Below are 16,242 nucleotides of genomic sequence, written 5' to 3' on the forward strand. Positions count from 1 at the left end.
CGTGATTGTGCGCCTTTCATATCGATAAGACAAGTATCACATCGATCCCCCGATAAAAGGGCAATAAATTTCAGAAAAACCAAGCAATCCCGTAAAGGTATGGTACAGTTTCTAGTGAAAACAGAGGAATTCAGCGATTTTCAGCATCTATCTGATGCCAATTGTTAACATTTCATCAGACTAGTAATAAAATCAACAGAGTAATCCGAACCGAATAGGATGTCTTGATGCGTAAAGACAGCTACAGTGAACTTTCATCAGAAGAACTGGAATATGTTGACGATAAAACTGCGGCACTTCTGCTGAATACCCCAAATAGTGCTCGGATTATGCTATGGGTTATGGCTGCTTTTTTCGTTATCGCAATCATTTGGGCATCTTTCGCTGAAATCGATAAAGTCACGGTTGGAAGTGGGAAAGTCATCCCCTCTTCCCAAGTTCAAGTCATCCAAAACTTAGAAGGCGGACTCGTCAAAAAAATTCTGGTCAAAGAGGGTCAGCACGTCGAAAAAGGCCAACAACTGATCCTCCTTGATAAAACCCGCTTCTTATCCGATTACCGAGAGCGGGAACAGGAAGTTGCCAACTTAACAGCAAACGTCGTTCAACTGTCCACAGCGATTAAAAGTGTGCAAATTAATGAAAAGTTCGACGAAACCAACTGGCAGAAAAGTGTTGTCGTAACCTACAATCATTTGAAATTCCCTCAATCCTTGGTCGAAAAAAAGGCCGAATTAGTCAAACGACAAAAAGCACAGTACACACAGTCACTGGATAATTTGAGAAACCAGCTTTCGGTAGTCGATCAGCAAATCAAACAAAAAAATCAGGATTTGATTGAATTACAAGCCAGAGTCGCGAATTTGGAGCAAAGTTATAAGTATGTTCAAAAAGAACTACAGATGACTGAACCGCTGGCAAAAGAAGGTGTGGTGCCAGAAATCGAGATCTTAAAATTACAGCGGCAAGTGAATGATATCCGCCGGGACATGACATCTGGTCAGTTAAAAATTCCACTGGCAAAAGCAGCACTCAAAGAAGCGATGTATAGCCGTATCGATACCGCCCAAACCTTCCGTTCCGAACAGCAAGACAAGTTAAATCAGGCTCAGGATAAGTTATCTGCGCTCACCGAGTCAGCCGTCGGGCTGGAAGACCGAGTCAACCGGACAGTGGTTGTTTCTCCAGTCACTGGCACGGTCAAAACGCTCAATGTCAATACCGTGGGTGGTGTGATTCAACCGGGGATGGATATCGTTGAAATTGTCCCCTCGGAAGACACCTTACTCGTTGAAGCAAAAATTGCCCCCCAAGACATTGCTTTCCTCCGTCCGAATTTACATGCTATCGTCAAATTTAGTGCCTATAACTTTAGTAAATATGGCGGATTGGAAGGCACACTTGAGCATATCAGTGCCGATACCTCTCAGGATGAAGAGGGCAACAGTTTCTACATTGTTCGGGTCAGGACGTTTTCCACCACATTGCATCATGATGGAGACCTCCCCATTATCCCGGGAATGACAGCATCAGTAGATATCATCACCGGGAAAAGAACCGTGATGGAGTATCTTTTACAGCCGATACTTGGTGCACAGGAAAACGCACTGAAAGAATAATGGAGCCGACATCTGCCCATGAACAATCCGATCAGAAAAATAGAGGCATTATGAAACGCTGGCTGACAGTCATCTCAATGCTATTCATACTGATGGTATCGTCATTACAGGCCCTTGATACCACGGAACAGAAGTGGGTAAACGCTGTCACCCGAGTTTACGGTGAGCGTGCTGGTAAACGAGTCGCAGCTTGGCGAAATGCTCTGGCCGAATATAAACCGCTCTCAACACAAGAAAAACTGGAAAAAGTGAATGCCTTTTTCAATCAGCTCTACTTTGTCAGCGATATAAAGTTATGGGGTAAGCAAGATTACTGGGCAACACCGCTGGAATTTCTGGGAGCCAATGCCGGTGATTGTGAAGATTTTACGATTGCCAAATATTTCTCTCTCAGAGAAATTGGCGTACCGGACAGCAAACTGAGATTAGTCTATGTTAAAGCCATTAAACTGAATCAGTTTCACATGGTTCTGGCCTATTACAAAACACCAGATGCAGAGCCTCTCATCCTCGATAATCTGATACCTCAAATCAAGCCAGCAGGGCGCAGAACCGATTTATTGCCGATCTACAGTTTCAATGCTCGGAATCTATGGCTGATGAAATCGAAAAATAGTCAGTTAGCGGGAGACTCATCTCGTCTGAGTCTGTGGAATGACTTAAGGGATCGGGAACGGGAACTCATTTTGAATAAACCGATAGTTAGCTACGATGGGTAGGGAAATATGACTCTTTACAAGCAAATCGTTATGGGAATGATTGCGCTGTTTATTTTGCTGATTAGTTCTGTATTTATTATTGAATTTAATACGACACGCAGCAATCTTGAACAACAGCAACGTTCAGAAGTCAGCAACACCATCAATACTGTAGGGCTGGCACTGGCACCGTATTTGGAAGATAAAGACACGGTTTCAGCCGAGTCGGTTATCAATGCACTATTTGATGGCAGCACATATTCGCTGGTCAAATTAACCTTTTTCGATAATCGGCCAGCAATTGTACGCACTTATCCCATTACACCAAACGGTGTCCCGAAATGGTTTACTCACTTTGGCTTATTTAAACCAATCAATGAAAGCCGTGTGGTCACCAGTGGCTGGATGCAGCTCGCCAAGGTAGAAATTGTCAGCCATCCAGGCGAAGCATATCGGCAACTATGGGATGCCCTTATCCGACTGAGCATTGTTTTCGGCTGTGTTTTCCTATTCGGACTGATTGCAATTTCGCTGATTATCAAACAATCTCTGCGACCACTTCATGCGATAGTGATAAAAATGGAGCAGGTTGCGCGTAGCCAGTTTGGCAAGCCATTACCCCCACCAATGACCAAAGACCTCGTCCATGTCGTTGATGGGATCAACCAGATGTCTTCTCAGATTGAAAAGGCTTTCATGGCGCAGGCAAGAGAAGCGCAACAACTACGCGATCGGGCTTATCTCGATCCTGTCTCAAAACTGGGTAATCGTTCTTACTTTATGAATCAGTTGGAAAACTGGTTAAGTGAAGGCGGATACGGTGCTGTTGCGATGCTTCAGGCAACCTTCATCGAAGAAAGCTATGATGTTCAGGGTTATGAGAGCGGAGACATGCAAGTAAAAACACTGGCAGAACGTCTCAAAATGTCTGTGAATGCGCCGGGAACGATCCTTGCGCGCTTATCAAGTAATGAATTCGCCTTTCTCTTCCCTCATGCTGAGGATGATGAAATTCAGACCATTGCAGAAGATATTATAAACTGCGTCTCTGACATGACACCGGATCCGACGGGGCTTGTCTCTCCGGAAGCTTATCTCGGATTAGTACTGAATAAATCGAAAACCACAACCTCCAGCATTCTATCATTGCTGGATAATGCTTTGGCATCCGCAAAAGCGGATCGGACGAAGCCATATGGCTATATCAACAGTGACGAAAGTCGCTTAGTGATGGGTAAACAGCAGTGGAAAACACTGGTTGATCAAGCAATGAAAGAGGGGTTGATTCGTTTCCGCTTTCAGGCTGCATGTGACCAAAATGGGAAGGAACTACATAAAGAGGTGTTCTCCTCAATTGAAAAAGACGGTCAACGATACAGTGCAACGCAATATCTGTTTGCGCTGGAACAGCTTAATGTCAGCCATATTTTCGATGAGTATGTGATTCAGCAGATGTTCGACAAATTAGCTCAGGACGAAAACGGTAAGGATATTATGGCGGTCAATATCTCAGGCAACAGTATTTCAGACCCGAGTTTTATTCGCTGGATATCTCAGTTACTGACACAGAATCTATCGGTCGCGAAACGATTCCATTTTGAAATTCCGGAAGCCTGTTTCATCGAAAATGCTAACTATACAGCACTATTCTGTCATGCCATTCGGGATGCAGGTGCGGACTTTGGTGTTGATCACTATGGTCGAAATTTCCAAACGCTGGATTACCTCAATGAATTCAGACCACATTACGTGAAACTGGACTATTTATTCACGCATAATCTGAAAGACGAGAAACAGACATATACACTTGCGTCTATATCAAGAGCCGCGCATAACCTAGACATTACAACAGTAGCGTCAAGGATAGAAACACAAGAGCAGCTAGACTTTCTGGCTGAACACTTTATTGATGTATTCCAAGGCTTTATTGTTGATAAGTGATGGAAGAAAAATTAAAAGGTCAGCTTGAATGCAAGATACATTACTCAATTCGCTGATTTATATCAGTCGGTATTATGGCTTAGCCAACTCTCCGGAAGCGCTGGTGAATGGATTACCGTTATCAGACGGGAGACTCACCCCATTCTTGTTCCCCCGGGCAGCAGAAAGGGCGGGGTTGGTTGCCAAAGAAAATCGCGCGAAATTGAGCGATATACCCCGACTGATATTCCCGGTAGTGCTCTTACTGAAAGGTGGCGAGTCATGTGTACTACTCAGCATTCATGAAGAGCAACAAGAAGCTGAAGTTGTCACAGAGTCATCCGGTATGGTGCCCGTTTCCTATTCTCTTCAGGATCTGGAAGAACGCTATATCGGCCGCTATTTTATGGTCAAAAAGCAGTTCAGTTATGATGAGCGATCCCCGGAAGTCTTAAAAACCAATCAAGGCCACTGGTTTTGGAGTACCATTTGGCAATCGAAAAAAATTTACCGTGATGTACTGATCGCGTCACTGCTCATCAATGCTTTCGCGATTGCCGCGCCAATGTTTTCCCGCCTAGTGTATGACAAAGTCGTACCGAATCTAGCATTTGAAACTCTCTGGGTGCTCTCCAGCGGTATCATCTGTATTTTTCTGTTTGATATCACCTTAAAAATGCTCAGAAGCTATTTCATTGATGTCGCAGGGAAAAAATCAGACATCCTGATTTCTTCAAAACTCTACAGCAAGGTGCTGGGCATCCGTATGGAAAATCGTCCCCCTTCTGTCGGAGCATTTGCCAGACACCTGCAAGAATTCGAGTCGATTCGGGAGTTTTTCACGTCTGCTACGATTTCGTCACTGATTGATTTACCATTTGCCTTCTTATTTCTTTTCCTCATCTGGCTAATGTCTGGGCCGCTCGTCATCGTTCCGATTGTCGGAGTGGTAATATTGGCATGTTACTCTTACCTGATTCAGTCCAAGCTCAAGGTCGCAATTGAAGAAGGCTCCCGGCTCGCGTCTCAGAAATACGCCAATCTGATTGAAAGCCTTTCCGGTTTAGAAACCGTCAAATTATTCGGTGCACAAAGTCAATTCCAATACCGTTGGGAAGAAGCCGTTGCACACATGGCAAATTGGAACATTAAAAGCAGAAAAATAACCAATGGTATTCAGAATGCTGCAGGCTTTGTCCAACAGGTGAGTAACATCGGGATGATCATTGTTGGTGTTTATTTGATTTCTGAAGGAGACTTGACCATGGGGGGCATGATTGCTGCCACGATGCTCAGCAGCAGAGCAATCGCGCCAATGATTCAGCTCTCTTTACTCTCGACTCGATATACGCAGGCCAAATCCGCTTTCTCCTTAATCGAAGGCATTATGGCGATGCCTGAAGAACAAGAGGAAGGGAAACGCTATATTCATCGCCCCATTTTTAAGGGCAAAATCGAGTTAGACAACGTGACTTTTCACTACCCAGGCTCTGCGACCGCATCGATTCGTGATGTCAGTATCACCATCAATCCCGGAGAAAAAGTCGCAATTATCGGTAGAGTGGGCTCAGGAAAAACTACATTAGAGCGCCTAATCATGGGGCTGTATAAACCCACAGAAGGCCACATTCGTATTGATGACACCAATATTTCTCAATTACATCACATTGATATTCGTAGAAATATTGGCTGTACGCCACAAGATAGTCTGCTATTTTTCGGGACGATTCGAGAAAATATTACACTAGGAAGACCATTAGTTGATGATCGAGACGTGCTCGATGCAGCAAATCGTGCGGGTGTGACGATGTTTACTCAACAAGACGCGGCCGGAATGGAACGGCAAGTCGGGGAAGGTGGGCAATTACTTTCAGGGGGGCAAAAACAGGCAGTCGCAATTGCCCGTGCCTTGTTAGGTCGTCCTCCCGTGCTATTAATGGATGAACCAACCAGTGCTATGGATAACCGCTCAGAAATGCATGTGAAGCATCAACTGAAGCAGTTAACTCCCAATGAAACACTGATTCTCATCACGCATAAAACATCAATGCTGGACATTGTCGATCGTATTATCGTGATGGAAAAAGGTTATGTGATTGCAGATGGCTCGAAAGAGGAAGTGCTAAACAATCTGCGTCAGGGAAACGTCCGAGCCGTTTAACACCCCATCAGCAGACAGTAAAATGATGTTGCCGCGATATGAAATCAAACTTCAGAGACAACATCATTTTCATCTAATAAAGAACGACATTTAATTTCGTATTGGGTGAAATTAAAAATACTAGGGCCATGAGCTCGCTTGATCACAATACGCTCATCGCCGAATTGAATAATCACATGGCTGAACACTTTACTTTTGACTTCAATCGTATTCTCTCTCAGCATGTCTTCAAATTCATCTTCCATGACTGCGAGCATCTCTTTTTCCTTAACCATCTGCTCACTTGTTTCTTGTTTCAGACGCTCAATCTCTGCACGCCCTTCTTCTGTTCGCTGTTCTTTCGGTTTCTTATTAAATTCTAATTCCCGACGAACAATGTCCATCGTTTGAGCCTGTGTCTGTTTGTATTGTTCTTTATATTGCTCCAGACGCTCTCTGTAACTTGCATAGCGACCAAACGCTTCAACACGTGTTGCGGTATCCCCTTCAACCCCAAGGTTGACACAGATGACTTTACCGCCGACTTTAGCCATGCCACCGCTTAATGTTCCTTGTTTCTCTTTTTCATCGATGACATACAGATCCTGTCCACAACGAATATTGTTACTAATGCTATGCACGGTCAGATGAATATCATCATGGGCCTGAATTTCAGAATACTGCGCATAATTGGCCTTAATTGTCGTACCAGACTTTACCGTGCAAGTGCGTTTTTCATCATCGGCAGTCGTATGACCAATGATCCCTTTCCCGACTTGAATATCGCCTTGGGCCTGAACATCTGCAGATTCAATAAATCCGCCAACGGTGATAGATCCCGTGGCACGAACAATCATTCCAGATTCAATATTACCTGCAACAATTAGGGCCCCTTTAAATTTAACATGCCCCGTCCCCACATTGATGTTTTGCATACATAATGCATTATCAACATCGATACTTCGTTCCTTGATCAACGGCATTCCGGAAATCGTCGAGACTAAAATATTAGGGTCTTTCGCAGAAAAAGTGGTTCCTTTCCCTTCTTTCATGGGAGAATCATTCCCGGGTTTTGCCGGAATCATCGTCCCTTGAACCGTATAACCGGGCGTCCCTTTTGTCGCGGGAATCCGGCGCATCACTTCGTCGCCTTCTCCTACCGTAATGGTCTCTCCCAAATTTCTCATATCGAGTTTTGACGAGTTTTCCTTCTGCTGTGGCGCCAATACACGTTTGTTCACATCATCAACTAAGGGAATAAATTTTGTATCAACCCCATTGACCGGGTTTTTCCCTTGTGCGATAGGTTGGACAAACACCTCTCCGGGGGAGAGCGTTTTGCTCACGATCAAAACTTTTTTCAGTGCTGTTTTATTGATACCTTTGGTGACTCTTGACTGAGCGAGAGCATGAACTAAATCACTACCGAGCAATCCTCGGCCCCCATACGCGCCAGTCACAATCATACTCGCAAGCATGTCTTGTTCTGCTAACTCAACCTTCACTTGTGCATGAAGACGCTTCGCAACAACAGTATCCTTATAAGCATCGCCTTTGCCTTCGTTAGCAGCATTGATAAACCGTTCCAATACTTCCTGATCCAAATAGAACGCAGAAGCGCCTAAACTTGTTAAAGCTTCCATGATTCCGCTTTTGGATAATTTCTTACTCAGCGTGTCTATCTGTTTCAGATTCGCGATGACTGATTTTTTATCTTCTGTGATAGATAAAATTCTCTTCCACATCTATGTGCCCTTATCATGTATATCGCAATCCATTCTATCCGCTTATATTTTACTCATCTCATGACAGCAACTAAATAAGCGCCATTGAAAATTAAGTGCTGGGTCACCAACTTAGCAGATTTACACTGTAAATAGGTAAATTCAACTGATTGACTATGACTCAGATTTACACTGTAAACTCGCGATAATCGATGAAAGATTGTCTCGGACTCTCTGCTCAATCTGTTTCCTGCCTGTAACAGAAGAATGAGCAGTGATCGTTGACCACGCCTGATTCTGTAATATTTTCTCAATCAATAGGTCGTCAATCATGTCGATATACTCAGATGGAAGAGATGAGAGATAGAGAGATATCCATACCGCGACACTCTCATAATTAGAGCCGCCCTGAGCATAATGTCGAATCAATGTGACGGGTATATCTGTTATCGGTAAATTGACGCTCATCTTTAGCAACTGCCGAACAACATCAGGCTCTAACCGCGTCAGTTCTGTTTTTAAGGCATGTGGAAAATAGTATGAAAATTGTTTTCTCGCAGACTCAAACCACGAATACGAATTACGGAAAATCATCACGATAGAATAACTACCACTCGCCTGATCTCTACGCGAACCGATTTTCACTGGATGAAAATCATTGTTTCCCCAAAACTGGAGGAGCGCTGAAGTCGCACCAAAGCTGGTAGCGATATAGTCAGCTGGGCATTGACGAGTCAATTCGGAAAGTAGTGCCGATCCATATCCTCGACCTTGCAAAGCCGGATGGATGGCAATACGCATCACTCGGCAGCAAGACAAACCCGCTGCATCAGATAATCCGAGTTGGTTTACCAGAGATATCGGCACAAGATGTCCTTTCGGACGATGTTGCCCACGTTGAATCCTTTCAACTGCATCTGGCGATAACGATCCTTCCTGGATTGCAAGAATGCATCCCACCAGATGATGTGCTCTCTGCGCAATAAAGACGGTGATATTCGAATCAGAAAGAATCCCCATTAAATCATTCGGTGTGGTTTGATAATGGGCATGCGTTAATAAAGAAAAGAGATTGGCAAACATCGCCGGCTCATTCAGCAATTCGTCACGTGTCAGATGACGATACTGAACCGGGCCTTCTTGTACATCCTCAATGGCAGGTAACTCAGCATCAAGCAAAAATGTCTGATACTGCCACTTTTCTAGTGGATCGCCTTCAGCCCAGCGGATCGGTGTTGATAAAGTCTGATGAGTTAAACCGGGTCTGTTGTGTTTTAACCACGGTAAAAATTTGAGCGTGAATCCTCTGCCACATCCTTCGTAGCCATGAATCGTGGTCGAAAACACGAGACGATGATAGTGATGGGTTAAAGACGTGAGCATCGATATCGGTATCGCAGCGGCTTCATCAATCAACAGGAGATCACAGCCCGGACGTTCATAAATAAGTTCATCCGGTGCGATGAACTGGAGTTTGGCTTGCTGATAAACGAATATTTTTCCTTGTAGTTGACCTTCTGGCAGCATTCGCTGCAGATGGCTGAAAATCGGATCAACCGACGAAAAAGCAGGTGCAGTAACAAGAATATGAATGGATGAACGACGCTTCATTAATACGGATGCAGCGATGCCCAGCGCACTGCTTTTCCCCCGACCACGATCCGCAGTCAATACGAAGGGACGTTTCCGATGCCCTTCGACGACATGAATAATTGACGCAATCGCTTGTTCCTGTTGCTCAAACCGATCAACTCGCGTCGCTGGTTGTGGTGGAAAATCGACTTTAACAGACGGTTGTCGCTCATCCACCAATATCAGTTGCGCCAGAGCACGCCGTAACCATTGTTGGGCCGGATTTAAATTCTCACGCCACTCAGGGACATCAACCACCACCAAAATCCCGCCACCTTGCAGCGTACCAAGCGCGGCATTAAAACTGTCGGCATCGAATTCAACCGATAAATCAACCAATAACAGCCCACATTCCTGCCCCAGTAAGCGACGACCAGACTTGATATCAAACCATTCATATCCTTCTCTGGGATAACCGCCAAGCTGTATATGCCGACCATCAAAATGGCCTTTCAACTGCAATAATCGGCCTTCAATCCATTCTGGTGTCCCTCTCAACACAATACCGGCACGGTAGAAGGTTTGTACCAAATAAGACCGTAATGGGGAAAGAACCTCAGAAAAAGCACACATCATCGCAAAGCCATAAAAACAGGAGTATTGGTATCACATCATACAAATCATCTGAGGAAAGGGAAGTGTTTCTATACGGAATTCAAGATTCAAAAAAGCCCGGTGAATCACCGGGCTTATTTATTTCAAGCATATTTCAAACATCAATTGAGACGTTAGTTCATCTTACTCTGGATAAATTCAAATAATTCATCCATGAGCTGGTCATCAACCCGCTTTAGATTCAGCACTAACTGGCTACCTTTACGAGTATAACTTGCGCGTCCTTTGACTAACTCGATTTTATGAGAGGCTGCTTTCTGCTTCGGTGCAAGTGAAGCCATCCACTGTTCCAGTGTTTCCGTCACTTCTTTGGTCAATCGGGCAACACCTTGAACCTCACTTTTTTGCCAGACAAATTCTCCATCGGCACGGCATTTATCTAAGAGTTGCGCCCGCTGTTCCTCATCTAACACACTATATTGTTTATGAAGTTTTACGATCGTCGGGCGACCAAGCTCAACAACATTCGGGTAAGCCTGAAGTAACTCAAGCGGCAAAGCGGCAGCTTTCAAAGCACCACTCACAAGCGCTTCACTGCATTGGAACATCTTCGCTAAAGCTTTTTGATCATCCGCCTCACCACTATCCAGTTTCGCCTGCATCTCTTTACCTTTTTCGTAAAGAGATAACGGCTTGTGCGCGTTCGCCACGTCAGACAAGAATTTGGCATGTTCTTCATTGATGCCATCCGCCACATAAACGAGGAAATCCTGGTTTGCCAGAATACATGCCATTCGACGTCGGCTACCATCAAGCACTTCAATCACACCGTCTGTTGAACGTCGTCCAACGGCTGGATACTGTTGACCCCGGTCTTGCAGCGTACTCAAAATATCAGACAATGCATGTTCATTCAGAAACGACTGTTCACGGGCATTTCGTTCAAAAACGGTCGTTTGGGTCGCAATACGATCTGCTGGTATACGCTGTAATTCAAAGGTGACTAAATCTTTACCAGCCACAGCTAATTCGATGACATGAGCCTTTTCTTTTGCAGCGTTTTGCGCCTCTTGTGGGGTTGTTGCCCGGCGCTTATCGGCCTTACCAAACAGTTTTGCGTTTAATTCTGATGTTTTCATTGCCATATTCTCTTACCCCTGATTCAACGATGGCCAATGTGTATGTAGCACTCTCTCAAGCTCCAATGCACTTTTTTGAACAGCATCTTGCGCTGTCGCCAGTGTTTTCTTCCCGCCTTCAAAATCACCGGAAGTTAAATCAAACACCGTGCTATAAGTATCAGCGCAGGTTTCAAATGCCCGACTCCGTGGTATCGTTGCCATCATCACCTGCTCTCCGAGCAGATAATTCATCTCCGTCAAAACAGAAACTTGCTTCTTATTATCATCCTCGAACATCGTCGGTACCAACCGAACGAATTCGAGTCCCTTCCAATCTTCCGGAAACATTTCATAAACGGTTGGTAAATGCTGGAAGAAGTTAACCGTTGACGCCCAGTCCAGACGCTTTGCTGCACATGGTATCAAAAGCGCGTTAGACGCATACATTGCATTCCAAACTAAAGGATCAACATGCGGTCCCGTATCGATGACAATAATATCAAAATCATCAGCAATTTTATCAATCAACTTCTCTTTCAAAAGACGGACAATATCCAGTGACTGATTTTGTGATAAATACTGCCATGCTTCAGCGTTAAACATCGCATCTTCAGGGAAAGCAGAAATGGTTTTCAAGTTCGGGTACTGGGTCGACATCAATACGTTCTTATTCAAAAAAGAACGATCCACCGTCGTGTCATCCGGCACATTGTCTAACATGATATCCACCGCAGAGAAAATACTTTCATTTTCTTCTGTACTAATTTGAGGATTCAGGAATAGACGTAATGAACCTTGAGGATCTAAATCGATTAAGCAAATGCGATATCTTTTATCCAGATTTAAAGCCAGACAGGCAGACAGATGAACTGCAGTCATCGATTTTCCCGTACCACCTTTTTGATTCTGAACATTAATAATCCAAGGCTTATTCTCATTATTCTTTTTACGTTGATGGAAGGTAGACACACCGGCCGCATCCATCAGCATATGCGCTTCAGCAAGAGAGATAGAATAATGATTGGCGTTATTTTTAGTAAACTGATGTCCTTCAGCTTCCATTTTTGCAATAGCTTCATCCAGCTTTCGCCGAGTGAGGCCGGAACGCGTTTCCATCAATGCCTTAGACATTGGGGGAAAGTGATCGTCTTTACGTTCTTCAAGGACGATTTCAATCCGATCCGCCTGAACTTGTTTGGTTTGTTCAGCGAGTTGGTAGAGATTATCTATGGTTTGTTCTCTCTTCATTGCCAATATCCATAATGAGTGACATGACGCTATTGTACAGCAATTTTATTTATTGACAATAAAAAGGTGTACGGTCAATTTTAGATTAATATCACAGTTAAGTGTCTACTAAGAGACGATTTAATGAAAAAGATGAAAATTAGCATCAAAAATTTGATTCAGCTTTACCTTAAAAACAACATTTCACGAAAGTGTTACAATGTCACATTTTACAATGTAAATTTAATCTTCGCCATCAAACCAATTATTTATTGAATGATCAGCAGCATTTTTCATCGAGGTAAGGTTCTGTCTGATACCCAAGCAATGAGTTGTGAAACACATCAATGAACATGAATCACGATACCGGAACGATTGAAAGTAGCGCGATACTTACGGTAGTTGTGATTTCAACTGCATACGATATTTCTCAAATCAATCTCATCAATATAAAGCACAAATATTCTCGACACTTATTTTCGCTAAAACGCTTAAAATTCGAACACCTGATCAGCCTAACCCCCTAAAAATGGACGTCAGTGCGTCAACAATTGGTTTTATTCTGTCAAAAAAAACCACACAAATGCCAGAATAAAGAAAAATATCAGTCGTAAATTCTCATTTCATCATATCCATCACACATCCAGGAAAACCAAATAACCAACAACCGACTGGAACAATGATCATGGCATCACCCCTTGATCATTTTTCCAAGACTCCAAGAAAAAATAGAAGCATGATCAAGGGATATAGACAATGTAAATTCCGTGAATTCATTCATGATCTTATGATCAAATATTCGGAACAATGATCAAGAAGAATTTATCTCGGAAGCATGAGTTTCCTTGCCATAACTACGGAAGGTGTCAATTCAACTGGGGGATGTGCCGTATTTATCAGGATGCGTCGTTAAATTGAAATGACAGAGTCCGGGGAAAGTAGGGCATCATTACCCTTGATCATGCTTACGTAACGACTGAACGTGATATATATCGAGTTATTTCCCAAAAAGTGTGTTTTTCGATTATCCAAAAGTCAGCAAAATCGTCGGTAAAAGGAGGTGAGAAACAATCTCCCTTGATCATGCTTGCGGAGCTGTTCAGAATTAAAGCAAAATGTCACAGGGTGAATGATAACCAGCAGAGCAGGCATGTGGATAAGTTGTGTGTGCAGCTTGATCATGCTTCAAAGGAGATAATGATCATGATTCCGAAACACAAATGATCATGCTTCGGCCACTTAATGATCATGCTTTCAATATCTAATTGATCATCGTTCCTGACGTACCATGATCATGCTTTCAGCGGCGTAATAAAAATATCATTTTATTACAATTAATTACGTTCAATTTCTTACCCAGATCATATGATCATATAAACATTTAAGATCATTAATAATCATAAAGATCAGTTTTTAAGAGCCATAATTTTTTTCTTTATTTATAGAATATTTTTCTATAAGCTCGGAAAAATATCAATATTACATCAAATGTGATATGGACAGGAAAATGAGCACCCACGAAAAAATATTAATCAAAGCTCCTAGAAATCATAAAGATGGTCATCTCTTTCAAGTATCAGAATCATCGATCAATTGGATAGAACAGTATCAGCACTTTAAAGGGGTGACTAGAAGCATCATTGAACTACTGAATTTAGTTTCCTTAAAAGGAATGAGTAGTAAAGATGGCTTAGTTTCAACGACAGAGCTGATTGAAGCAGCAGATGGACAGTTGACCAGAGCAGCAATCCAGCAACGGTTGCGTGCAGCCGTTAGTATTGGTCTCTTCGAGCAAATTCCTGTCCGGTTCGAGGAAGGCCTTGCAGGGAAAACAATGCTGCATAAGTTTATTAATCCGAGCCAACTGATCTCATCGCTGGGAGCCACCAGCCTGATTACCGAATCGGTGAAACAGTCAGAGAAACAGAAACGCTCAAAAGCGCTGGCACAAACACAAGTAAATCAACGTTTGTTGAATGAATACGGGTTGAATACACCGCCAGCGATTAAAGATGAAGCCGATCAATTTGTAGTCTCACCCACCAATTGGGCTGGGATTATCGACCAAGCATTAGCACCGCCAAGAACACGTAAGAATTACCAGAAATCAATGGTTTCAATTTCTGGGACTCGCGCAGTGATCGAAACAAGATCATCCAAGAATATTATGACTGTTGATGATCTAATGACGCTGTTTGCCCTGTTTACATTAACCGTTCAATACCATGATCATCAGCGTGAAGAATATCATCTGAACGCGAAACAAATACCGAATAAGACACCGCTGTATATTACGGATATTTTGTCACTTCGGGGGAAGAAGGATAGCGGGCCTGCGAGAGACTCAATTCGAGACAGTATTGATCGCATTGAATTTACGGACTTTCAGCTCCACGAACTCACCGGACGTTGGCTCAGTGAAAATATGCCGGAAGGGTTTAAAAGTGATCGTTTTCGCTTTCTGGCCCGAACGATCACCGCTTCTGAAGAAGCACCAGTTGAAGGTGCTGATGGTGAGATTAAGATCAAACCTAATCTCTACATTCTGGTTTGGGAGCCTTCATTTTATGAAGAGCTACTGACGCGGGATTACTTTTTCTTATTTCCACCAGAGATTCTGAAACAGCATACACTGGTATTCCAACTCTATTCTTATTTTCGAAGTCGGATGTCCCGTCGGCACCATGAAACCATGTTGTTATCTGAACTGAATCAGAAATTAGCCCGTAATATTGAATGGCGACGTTTCTCGATGGATCTGATCCGTGAGTTGCGGCGTTTATCTGAAGGAAAAGGGGATGACGATTTATTTGTCGTTAATCTGTGGGGGTATCATCTTTCTATCCGTGCCATTCATACCAAAGGCAAGCTTTCGGATTATGAAGTGGACATTAAATGTGATGTTGAAGAGGTGTTGCGTTTCTCCAGAGCGAGAACTACCAATGCCGGTAAACGTAATATGGCTCCGACGTTACCGAATCCACTTCGCCATGAGATGGTTTCTAAGCAAAAACTGGAAGAACTCGCCTCAATTATTGATGGGGAGTTTGAACCGATCCAACGTAAAACGCCATCTCCCAGAGGGAATCTAGGCCGCCGCGTCAAGTTGCGGAAACATTTGGTTGAAATCAATGCTGATGAAATTACGATAACCTTATCAAAATATACCTCTCAGGAGGCTCTGGAACGCAGTATAAGCGCTTTATCGGCAATGACTGGACACTCCCCATCATTAATCCGAGAAGAGTGTCAGGAGCTGATTGATAAGCTCGATTGGCTCAGGGTCGGTGAAACAGTGCTTCCTTACGAAACGCTGAGCAAGACGATTGAGCTGTATAACTCCCGTAGTCGTAATAAGCATTTGTCAATTGAACGATTAATCTCTGGATTAGCGGTTCGACGCAAAGTGTGTAAACAGATTAGTGAAGGGCATTTGGACGAGTCCGTGTTTTTAGTGCTTGATGAAGTGGCGATTGGTATCTAGAGCACTGAAAGGCAGGCGAACGGTAAAATGGAACCAAGGTTACAAACCCGGATTGTCTTTGCATAGCTCTGACATCGTCCTGACAGAAGCGAGTATTGAGACCGCTATTCTCTACCTCGAAA

At 43.4% G+C, this 16,242-nt stretch carries 9 protein-coding genes; 5 read left to right on the forward strand and 4 right to left on the reverse strand.

The features are described 5' to 3' along the window. The first annotated feature begins 227 nt into the window (after nt 1-227). The 4 genes from BSQ33_RS20250 to BSQ33_RS20265 are packed head-to-tail and all read left to right on the forward strand — an operon-like array spanning nt 228 to nt 6,398. A complete protein-coding gene (locus tag BSQ33_RS20250; protein ID WP_088135136.1) occupies nt 228-1,619 on the forward strand; it encodes an HlyD family type I secretion periplasmic adaptor subunit in 1,392 nt (463 codons plus the stop codon). Nucleotides 1,620-1,669: 50 nt separating this feature from the next. Further along, nucleotides 1,670-2,338, forward strand: coding sequence for a transglutaminase-like cysteine peptidase (locus BSQ33_RS20255; RefSeq protein WP_088135317.1), 669 nt, complete (start codon nt 1,670-1,672; stop codon nt 2,336-2,338). A gap of 6 nt (nt 2,339-2,344) precedes the next feature. After that, complete coding sequence (locus BSQ33_RS20260) at nt 2,345-4,258, forward strand: EAL domain-containing protein (RefSeq protein WP_088135137.1); 1,914 nt, start codon at nt 2,345-2,347, stop codon at nt 4,256-4,258. A gap of 28 nt (nt 4,259-4,286) precedes the next feature. Then, nucleotides 4,287-6,398 carry a type I secretion system permease/ATPase gene (locus tag BSQ33_RS20265; protein WP_088135138.1) on the forward strand — a complete coding sequence of 704 codons (2,112 nt, stop codon included), beginning with the start codon at nt 4,287-4,289 and terminating at the stop codon, nt 6,396-6,398. A gap of 44 nt (nt 6,399-6,442) precedes the next feature. Here BSQ33_RS20265 and BSQ33_RS20270 read toward each other — a convergent pair whose 3' ends face one another. The 4 genes from BSQ33_RS20270 to BSQ33_RS20285 form a co-directional block, all read right to left on the reverse strand. Continuing rightward, entirely contained in the window at nt 6,443-8,122 is a 1,680-nt protein-coding gene (locus BSQ33_RS20270; protein WP_088135139.1) for a FapA family protein, read from the reverse strand. 153 nt (nt 8,123-8,275) lie between these two features. Continuing rightward, the gene (locus BSQ33_RS20275) at nt 8,276-10,309 is read right to left on the reverse strand and encodes a tRNA(Met) cytidine acetyltransferase TmcA (protein ID WP_088135140.1); all 2,034 of its coding nucleotides are present in this window, start codon (nt 10,307-10,309) and stop codon (nt 8,276-8,278) included. Between the two features lie 152 nt (nt 10,310-10,461). Beyond that, nucleotides 10,462-11,433: a ParB/RepB/Spo0J family partition protein gene (locus BSQ33_RS20280; protein WP_088135141.1), complete on the reverse strand. Its 972-nt coding sequence runs from the start codon at nt 11,431-11,433 to the stop codon at nt 10,462-10,464. Nucleotides 11,434-11,439: 6 nt separating this feature from the next. After that, nucleotides 11,440-12,657 (reverse strand): AAA family ATPase, encoded by a 1,218-nt coding sequence (locus tag BSQ33_RS20285; RefSeq protein ID WP_088135142.1) that lies wholly within the window; start codon nt 12,655-12,657, stop codon nt 11,440-11,442. 1,486 nt (nt 12,658-14,143) lie between these two features. Here BSQ33_RS20285 and BSQ33_RS20290 point away from each other — a divergent pair. Beyond that, entirely contained in the window at nt 14,144-16,120 is a 1,977-nt protein-coding gene (locus BSQ33_RS20290) for a replication initiator protein RctB domain-containing protein (protein WP_088135143.1), read from the forward strand. Nucleotides 16,121-16,242: the final 122 nt, after the last annotated feature.

It is taken from the genome of Vibrio gazogenes, assembly GCF_002196515.1.
Classification (GTDB): Bacteria; Pseudomonadota; Gammaproteobacteria; order Enterobacterales; family Vibrionaceae; genus Vibrio; species Vibrio gazogenes_A.